The 8115-nt window shown below is 46.1% G+C and carries 8 protein-coding genes; 6 read left to right on the top strand and 2 right to left on the bottom strand.

Translation table 11 applies throughout. From position 1 onward, the window contains the following. The 3 genes from J2Z34_RS17190 to J2Z34_RS17180 form a co-directional block, all read left to right on the top strand. The coding region (locus J2Z34_RS17190) for a calcium-binding protein (protein WP_425348061.1) at positions 1–2680 on the top strand (2680 nt) is incomplete at its 5' end. Positions 2681–2845: 165 nt separating this feature from the next. Next, entirely contained in the window at positions 2846–3442 is a 597-nt protein-coding gene (locus J2Z34_RS17185) for a protein-L-isoaspartate(D-aspartate) O-methyltransferase (RefSeq protein WP_245250909.1), read from the top strand. Between the two features lie 18 nt (positions 3443–3460). Beyond that, positions 3461–4375, top strand: a complete 915-nt coding sequence (locus J2Z34_RS17180) for a ketopantoate reductase family protein (RefSeq protein ID WP_209461101.1) — start codon at positions 3461–3463, stop codon at positions 4373–4375. A gap of 108 nt (positions 4376–4483) precedes the next feature. Here the strand turns inward: J2Z34_RS17180 and J2Z34_RS17175 are convergent, their stop codons facing one another. Both J2Z34_RS17175 and J2Z34_RS17170 read right to left on the bottom strand, forming a co-directional pair. Further along, positions 4484–4801, bottom strand: a complete 318-nt coding sequence (locus J2Z34_RS17175) for a hypothetical protein (protein WP_209461100.1) — start codon at positions 4799–4801, stop codon at positions 4484–4486. Positions 4802–4953: 152 nt separating this feature from the next. Continuing rightward, positions 4954–5304 (bottom strand): hypothetical protein, encoded by a 351-nt coding sequence (locus J2Z34_RS17170; RefSeq protein WP_209461099.1) that lies wholly within the window; start codon positions 5302–5304, stop codon positions 4954–4956. A 272-nt stretch (positions 5305–5576) separates the two neighbouring features. On the opposite strand from J2Z34_RS17170, the gene J2Z34_RS17165 reads away from it, so the two are divergent. From J2Z34_RS17165 to J2Z34_RS17155, 3 genes are all read left to right on the top strand, one after another. Further along, on the top strand, positions 5577–5852 hold the full coding sequence (locus J2Z34_RS17165; protein WP_209461098.1) for a DUF6465 family protein: 276 nt from the start codon (positions 5577–5579) through the stop codon (positions 5850–5852). Between the two features lie 71 nt (positions 5853–5923). Then, the gene (locus J2Z34_RS17160; protein ID WP_209461097.1) at positions 5924–6748 is read left to right on the top strand and encodes an endonuclease VIII; all 825 of its coding nucleotides are present in this window, start codon (positions 5924–5926) and stop codon (positions 6746–6748) included. A 189-nt stretch (positions 6749–6937) separates the two neighbouring features. Next, on the top strand, positions 6938–7978 hold the full coding sequence (locus J2Z34_RS17155; RefSeq protein WP_209461096.1) for a 3-deoxy-7-phosphoheptulonate synthase: 1041 nt from the start codon (positions 6938–6940) through the stop codon (positions 7976–7978). The last annotated feature ends 137 nt before the right edge of the window (positions 7979–8115 follow it).

Below are 8115 nucleotides of genomic sequence, written 5' to 3'. Positions count from 1 at the left end.
GGTATTTGGAACAGCTGGAATCCAGAGCATAGTGACAGGACTTGAAGGAGACGGCGGAATTGACATCATGACAGGTGGAGACGATGCAGAGATCCTGATAGGCGGACCTGGAGCGGATAAGATTTACGGTAATGGCGGAGACGACGTAATGCTTGGAGACCATGGAAATATTGCAGCCACAGAAACGCTTGTAACCATAGACTCGAATGTCAGAACTGATGGTGGAGACGACATTATGACAGGAGACCTGGGAGCAGACATCATGATGGGCGGAACCGGAGGTGACGAAATTAGTGGTGGTGCAGGCAACAATGTGATGCTAGGTGACCATGGAACAATAAGCAGGACAGCTTCAGCTGGAGAGAAGGTATTTGGAACAGCTGGAATCCAGAGCATAGTGACAGGACTTGAAGGAGACGGCGGAATTGACATCATGACAGGTGGAGACGATGCAGAGATCCTGATAGGCGGTCCTGGAGCGGATAAGATTTACGGTAATGGTGGAGATGACGTAATGCTTGGAGACCATGGAGATATAGCAGTCACAGATATGCTTGTAACTATAGACTCGCATGTTGAATTTGATGGCGATGTTGATATCATGACAGGAGACATTGGAGCAGACATCATGATTGGCGGAACCGGAGGCGACGACATGACTGGTGGTGCAGGCAGCAATGTGATGCTTGGAGACCATGGAACAATAAGCAGGACAGCATCAGCCGGAGAGAAGGTATTTGGAACAGCTGAAATCCAGAGCGTAGTGACAAGCCTTGAAGGAGACGGAGGAGACGACACCATCACAGGTGGCGATGACGACGACATACTTATAGGAGGAAGCGGAACAGATACCATTTCCGGAAATGCCGGAGATGACTTAATAGCAGGTGACAACGCTTCGCTTGACACATTAAATGGAGACAATGCAGGAAACAGGTACGTAACTGCTACTGGACCGGTATACCTTGCTGACGGAAGTGTAAACGTCGGAGGAATGATGGGTTATCCTGGAGATGCACCGTTCTGGTTCGAATTCGGTATAGAGCTCAACCATCTGGGAATTGCAGGAAATGACGACATTAATGGTGGAGCAGGCGAAGACATGATATTCGGACAGGATGGAAATGACAACATCGATGGAGACCTTGATGATGACTACATTGAGGGCGGTAGCGGAACAGATACCATTTATGGAGGACTGGGGCAGGATGACATAATCGGAGGAAGTTCAAATCTGTTTGGATTTGAATTGGCTGAAGAGAGGTCGGATGGTTCTGACACCATATTTGGCGGAGAAGGCACCGATACTGGCAGAAACACTGTTGGGTATGGAAAGCATGCAAATGATGCGGATGTAATCCTTGGAGACAATGGAAACATCTACAGGCTGGTAGGACCTGATGGTTACCTTAAATACGGCTATGACACTTACGTAGAAATCAGAAGGCTGATTCCAAGGGTAGCGAAGCTTCTTGACTATACTCCTGGAGGACCTGATTATGTCAGTGCAGCTTCAGTAGATATTGGAGATGCGGATACCATTCATGGTGAGGCTGGAGATGACACGATTTACGGTATGAAGGGTAATGATATCCTTTATGGAGAAGCCGGAGATGATGATATCATCGGAGGCTGGGGCCATGACTGGATCTCAGGCGGAACCGGTGATGACGGAGTGCTTGGAGATGACGGAAGGATATACACATCAAGGAATGGAATAGAGGAACCTCTGTATGGTATCGGATTGAATGCAGAGCTGTATATCGAGGGAACAAAGTCGATGACAGCCACCATTTACAAGTCCGGTGAGATCAACAAGACGGTCAACCTGTATCCATTCAATGTGGATGACATGAAGGATCCTTTCTATGACCCACAGCATGCAGACGACATAATCTACGGTGGACTTGGCAACGACTTCCTGCATGGCGGCTCTGGAGACGATGCGATATCAGGAGCAGAGGCACTCGCTGAATTCTACATGGCACCTTTGAACATTGGGAATGTTCTTGGATATAATGCGACGACGACATTGTTTGCTGCATATAATCCAAAGGCTCCAATGGCAAGGGTTATGGTGGATAAGAACGGTAAATTTGTACTGACTGGCGGGACAGAGTTCCTGATGAACTTTAATGCAAATGAACTTGACGGTAACGACATGATATTCGGTGACCTTGGAAACGACTGGCTGGTAGGCGGACCTGGGATGGATTGGATGTTCGGAGGCTTTGGAGATGATCTCCTGAATGCTGATGATGACCACAATCCATTGACTGACAACACCGAGGTAGATTTTGCACCAACTGGCAATCCGACTTACTATGACGACATACTGTTCGGAGGCGGAGGACGGGATATCTTAATAGCTAGCTCCACAGGAGACGTAATGGTTGACTGGACAGGAGAATATAACAGCTATGTGGTTCCTACTTCAAACTTTGGACCGGGTACAGTCATAAGGTACAGCACCAAGGATATCGTGAAGTTCCTCTATGACTTGTCTGAGGGCGCGGGTGTGGACACTGACGCAGGTACATACATTACGGGAACAGACCCTGCAAGGAATAGCGAGCCATATGGCGAGATAGGCCTTGTAGTATCAGGTGATCCGTTCGATAAGGACCTGAGTGGTGCACCAAGAGATCCTCAGCCTGGAAACAAGGGAGGTAAGAAGTAACAAAATAACCCACTGCTCCCGTGGCAGCTCACGCCGCTGCGGGAGCAGTTCTTTTGTTTTAAGATTCCTGAAAACAAAAGAACTCGTGTGTTGTGTAATGGTGCAAGATGATACAATAAAGGTGTGGTGAAGAGCTTTCCTTGGTGGATTGAGGGGGCGAAAATTTTGATTTTCGAAGATTTGAAGGCTTTTGCTGAGCGTCTCGACAGGGCATATTTCATCGACAACGAATATAAGCAGTATGCGGACTATGACCAGCCACTTCCTATCGGATATGAGCAGACAATTTCGCAGCCAAGCCTTGTGTTTCAGATGACCTACATACTATCACCTGAAAAGGGCAGCAGGGTGCTTGAGATAGGCACAGGCTCAGGATATCAGACTGCGCTTCTCGCTGAATTTTCTGGTGAGGTCTATACCATAGAGAGGATAAGCGCTTTGGCGGAGAAAGCGAAGAAACGGCTTCTCGGACTCGGCTACACCAACATATCCTTTATGACTGGTGATGGAAGCCTTGGATGGGAGGAGCATGCTCCTTATGACAGGATCATGGTGACTGCGGCAGCAGCAGAATTGCCTCAGGAGCTTCTCAGGCAACTTGCTGCTGGAGGAAGGATGGTTATCCCTGTCGGCCCGAGAGGGTGCCAGGAGCTCATGCTTGTGGAGAAGGACATTAACGGAGAAATATTCACCAGGATCATTGAAGAAGTGGTGTTCGTGGAGCTTAAAGGCAAATACGGATGGAGCTATTGGAACAAATAAATTTTTTTGGAGGGACTTATGAGATATCTGGTAATTGGAGCAGGAGGTACGGGCGGAAGCATCGCAGCGTACATGAACGAGGCAAAGAAAGATGTTTCGGTAATCGCGAGAGGAAAGCACCTTGAGGCTATCAAAGAGAACGGACTCAGGATGGAGACTCCCGACAGGGGTAGCTTCGTGACGAAGCCAATAAAGGCTTTTGACATGGAGAATTACAATGAGAGACCTGATGTTATTTTCGTATGTGTTAAAGGGTATTCACTTGATGATGCCATTCCTTTTATCAGCAAGGTATCTGGGCCTCATACGGTTGTCATTCCAATCCTCAATATTTATGGTACTGGCGGCAGAATGCAGGAGAAGCTTCCCGGAATACTGGTAACTGATGGATGCATATACATAGCTGCCGAAATATCCGAGCCTGGAACAATAGTCAAGAAGAGCGACGGAATCAAGGTGGTTTTTGGTACGAGAAAGGCAGAAGAAAATCGCGATGTACTTCAGGCGGTTAAGAAGGACCTGGAGGAAAGTGGTATCATAGCAGTGCTTTCCGACAACATAACACGTGATACTCTGCAGAAGTTCGGATTCATCTCGCCATTTGCTGCCTGCGGTGCATACTACGACGTACCTGCCGGAGAATTCCAGAAGGAAGGGGAAATCAGGGACATGTTCACAGCACTCACAAAGGAGATACTCTCCATTGCGAAAGCCATGGGCATCGAGTTCGAGACTGACCTTGTTACGTCCAATCTGACATTCATAGACAGCCTCAGTCCTTCAGCCTCTGCATCGATGCAGAGGGACCTGAAGAAGGGCGGTGCATCAGAAATTGACGGGCTGGTCTTTGAAGTGGTGAGGATGGGCAGGAAGTATGGTGTGGATGTTCCTGTTTATGAGAAGGTATCAGAAAGGTTCGGATTCAGAATCTGAGGAAAGTGATTCAGGATAAGAAAAATCTAGTAAATGAAGAAAACGGATCTTAAGCGGTACGCCGCCAAAGATCCGTTTTACATATATGAAATATCGGGATGGAACTGATTATTCTGTCATTCCATGGTGCATGCATTCGTCATGCTCCATCTCGATTACTTCCAGTTCACAATGCAGGAAGTGCATAACTTCATGCCTGTACATAGGGTCGTCCTTTGCGATTCCCATGAAGGAGGAATCCTTCTCCATGTGGTCAGCAACCATCTTCAGGATTTCGCCTGTCGGCTTGACCCCGTGAGATTCAAGTATCTCGAATGCGATGGCTGGAGCTGAAGGGAGTGCCTGTATGGCTTTTTCAGCGGCAAATGCCGGTGTCGAAGCAAGCAGCGTAAGTGCAAGTGCGAGTCCTGCTATTCTCTTCATCATATCAATCAGTATCCTTTTCTTCTGGTTTATTTTTTTATTTATTCTTTCTACACCGTTATGATATAGGGACATTGTGGAGATATTATGGAGAAAAGGAGTGAATTTGTAGTTAAGAAGGAATTGTATACTCCACTGTAATCTATGACGGATTCTTATTTGCTGCTTCTCCAGGACTTTTCCTCAAGCATGTCATAGAACTTGTAAAGCTTCTGTACTCCCCATTCAAGCCTGAAATAGTGGTTTACATATGGAATCAGCATAAACAGGAGAAGCAGAAGAAGTATAGATAGAAAAAGGTTATCCTTAAGGATTAGGCAAATAAGTGTGATCATCGAGATAATGGCGAAAGTAACTGTCACTATAAGGTGTATAAGCCTCTCATGCTGGAAGAAGCCTATCTGTATGAGGAGATTCCTCCTGACAATTTCTTTTTCCTCTGGATCCATGTCCTTTATTGAGATATCTTCAGCATATTTAAGATAGTCGATCATCCTCTTCTTCATAGGTCTCACCTCACCTTGATTATATACCTTTAAGGGCAATCAGGTGAATGTTCCTTATTGCATGGGCTTTGGCATTCTTCAGGCGAAATCTGCATTAGTCAGGATTTGCATGAGAATGAATTGAAAAATCTGATAATTTCATCTGGCAATGATATAATACTTGTAATCGGGATGAATCATTAGCAGCAGGAGTCCCGGATTAATTATGCAGATTGATGAAAGGCTCATCGGTAAATAATGAGCCATGAAAAAACAAGCGAGGAGTGATTTTAATGAAAGCACATGAAGAGTTTGAAGCGGTTGAAATCGTAGAAGAAGGCAAGAAAGCGAAGAAGGGTGACAGCAAGAAGAAGCAAAAGCATGAATTCATTGTCGAGTATCAGGAAAAGAGGTTCCAGGAACAGGAGATTCTTGACCTGTTCTTCGAGGAATGGAAGAAGACCAGAAAGAAGAATGAAATCAAGGATCTTAAGATTTACCTCAAGGTAGAGGAAAGCGTAGCATATTGTGTCGTCAATGAGAGTGAAATGATAGAGGTAAGGCTGTAGCACTTTACAAGATTTTTAGGAGAGTTAGGTATCACAGGTGTCAGGGCATGCTCAATACAGGGGGTGTCAATATGCTTGAAATTCCTGAAAGCTTTGCTATCAGCAGGCAGCTTTGCATAGAGATAGCGGGTAAACACATCAAAAGTGCAGTAGCAGGTCATTCTCCTCATAAGTTCGCGTTTTATAGCGGTGACCCTGCATTCTATAATGAACTGCTTGAAGGAAAGCCTATAGTACAAGCAAAGGCTATAGCAGGATTTATTGAAATTGAGGCAGGGGATTCAAGGATACTTTTTGGAGATGGTGCTAATATAAGGTATCATGAGCCAGGTTCACCACTTCCTGAAAAGCATCAGCTTTTAATTGGATTTGACGATGGTTCGGCAATCAGCTGCACAATACAGATGTACGGTGGAATCTGGGCATTCGCTGAGGGACAAACAGACAACAAGTACTATAGGATGGCACAGGAGAAGCCATCTCCGCTAACTGATGGCTTCTCCAATGAATACTTCAGGAGCATAGCCCTGGGTGAAAAAAAGAACCTCAGCATCAAGGCACTTCTGGCCACTGAGCAAAGGATTCCGGGGCTTGGGAATGGAGTACTCCAGGATATCCTGTTCAATGCCGGAGTCAATCCGAAAATGAAGATCGGAAACCTTGATAGTGGAGAATTGGATAAGCTGTTTTCGTGCACCAGGGATACCCTGAGGCTTATGGCTGACCAGGGTGGCCGGGACACTGAGAAGGACTTATATGGCAGGGAAGGCGGCTACAGGACCGTCATGTCGGCTAAGAATCTTGGCTCACACTGCCCAAGTTGTGGTGAAGCCATTGTGAGGCAAGCCTATATGGGCGGTAATGTATATTTTTGTCCGTCCTGCCAGAAGCTCTGATGATAATTAGAATTTACTTGCGAATTGTACGAATGATGATTTTTGAGAAGATTAATTGAAAAAAAATCATACCAATAAAAAAAGTGCCAACTGACTGATTTTCTGCTAAAATGGTAGGAAATGTATCAGCGGGTTTAGTTCTGCTTTGTACAAAAGATAAAAAAAGTGATTAATAAGGTGGTGTCCAGCATGAGTTTCAAGCACATTCAAACAATACCAACCCCCGAGGAGATCAAATCAGAGATTCCGTTGACTAAATCAGCTCTTGAGGTTAAGGCTAAGAGAGACCTTGAAATCAGGGAGGTCCTTGAAGGGAAGTCATCGAAGAAGCTCCTGATCATCGGGCCTTGCTCGGCGGACAGGGAAGATTCAGTCATGGAATATATGACAAGGCTCGCTGGTGTCAATGAGAAGGTCAAGGAACAGCTTGTGCTGATACCCAGGCTATATACGAACAAGCCTAGGACCACAGGAGAAGGATACAAGGGGATGCTGCATCAGCCGGATATCAATGAGGCTCCTGACATAAGCAAGGGCATATACACAATCAGGCATCTTCATAAGAGACTTGTGGAGGAAACGGGGTTCACGGGGGCAGACGAGATGCTGTATCCTGAGAACGCCAGATACCTTGACGATATACTTGCATACCATGCAGTTGGAGCCAGGTCCGTAGAGAACCAGGGGCACAGGCTTACTGCAAGTGGAATCAACGAGCCTGTGGGAATGAAGAATCCGACAAGCGGCTACATCAATGTAATGCTGAATTCAATAAAGGCAGCACAGCTTCCTCATGATTTCATCTTCAGCGGAAACGAGGTGCAGACTGATGGAAATCCTCTGGCACATGCGATCTTAAGAGGAGCAATGAACCAGTACGGAAGAAGCATACCGAACTACCACTATGAGGACCTCATGATGCTCGCTAGGATGTATACGGAAGCAAACCTCAAGAATCCTGCTGTAATCGTCGACTGCAACCATGCCAATTCAATGAAGATGTGGAATGAACAGCCAAGGATAGCCAAGGAGGTCATGCACAGCGCAAAGAGCTCAGAATCCATCAAAAGGCTCTTCAAGGGCTTCATGATAGAAAGCTACCTAATGGATGGTGCACAGCCTGAGACAGGCACGAACTACGGCCAGTCCATAACTGATGCGTGTCTCGGCTGGGACAAGACTGAAAAGCTGATACTTGAGCTTGCGGAGCTTACAGCCAAGCTTGTATGATAATGAAAAGTTAAAGGAAGCGGCTCCCCTCAGGGGAGCCGTCAGACTGTAGACAAAGTATCAGATTCGCACCAACGGATCTGGTGCTTTTCTTTTTTTCATTGGGACTCAAGGAGTTATTGACATTAACATATTAT

Origin of the sequence: Youngiibacter multivorans (assembly GCF_017873395.1) — a bacterium.
In the GTDB taxonomy this organism is placed as follows: domain Bacteria; phylum Bacillota; class Clostridia; order Clostridiales; family Clostridiaceae; genus Youngiibacter; species Youngiibacter multivorans.
The sequence above is the reverse complement of the archived record's forward strand: the minus strand, read 5'-3'. Positions and strand labels throughout refer to the sequence as shown.

What these genes read in the sequence shown, in the direction of transcription:
- J2Z34_RS17160 (WP_209461097.1), top strand. Translation starts at nt 5,924, where the DNA reads ATGCTTGAAATTCCTGAAAGCTTTGCTATCAGCAGGCAGCTTTGCATA.
- J2Z34_RS17170 (WP_209461099.1), bottom strand. Translation starts at nt 5,304, where the DNA reads ATGAAGAAGAGGATGATCGACTATCTTAAATATGCTGAAGATATCTCA.
- J2Z34_RS17180 (WP_209461101.1), top strand. Translation starts at nt 3,461, where the DNA reads ATGAGATATCTGGTAATTGGAGCAGGAGGTACGGGCGGAAGCATCGCA.
- J2Z34_RS17155 (WP_209461096.1), top strand. Translation starts at nt 6,938, where the DNA reads ATGAGTTTCAAGCACATTCAAACAATACCAACCCCCGAGGAGATCAAA.
- J2Z34_RS17165 (WP_209461098.1), top strand. Translation starts at nt 5,577, where the DNA reads ATGAAAGCACATGAAGAGTTTGAAGCGGTTGAAATCGTAGAAGAAGGC.
- J2Z34_RS17175 (WP_209461100.1), bottom strand. Translation starts at nt 4,801, where the DNA reads ATGATGAAGAGAATAGCAGGACTCGCACTTGCACTTACGCTGCTTGCT.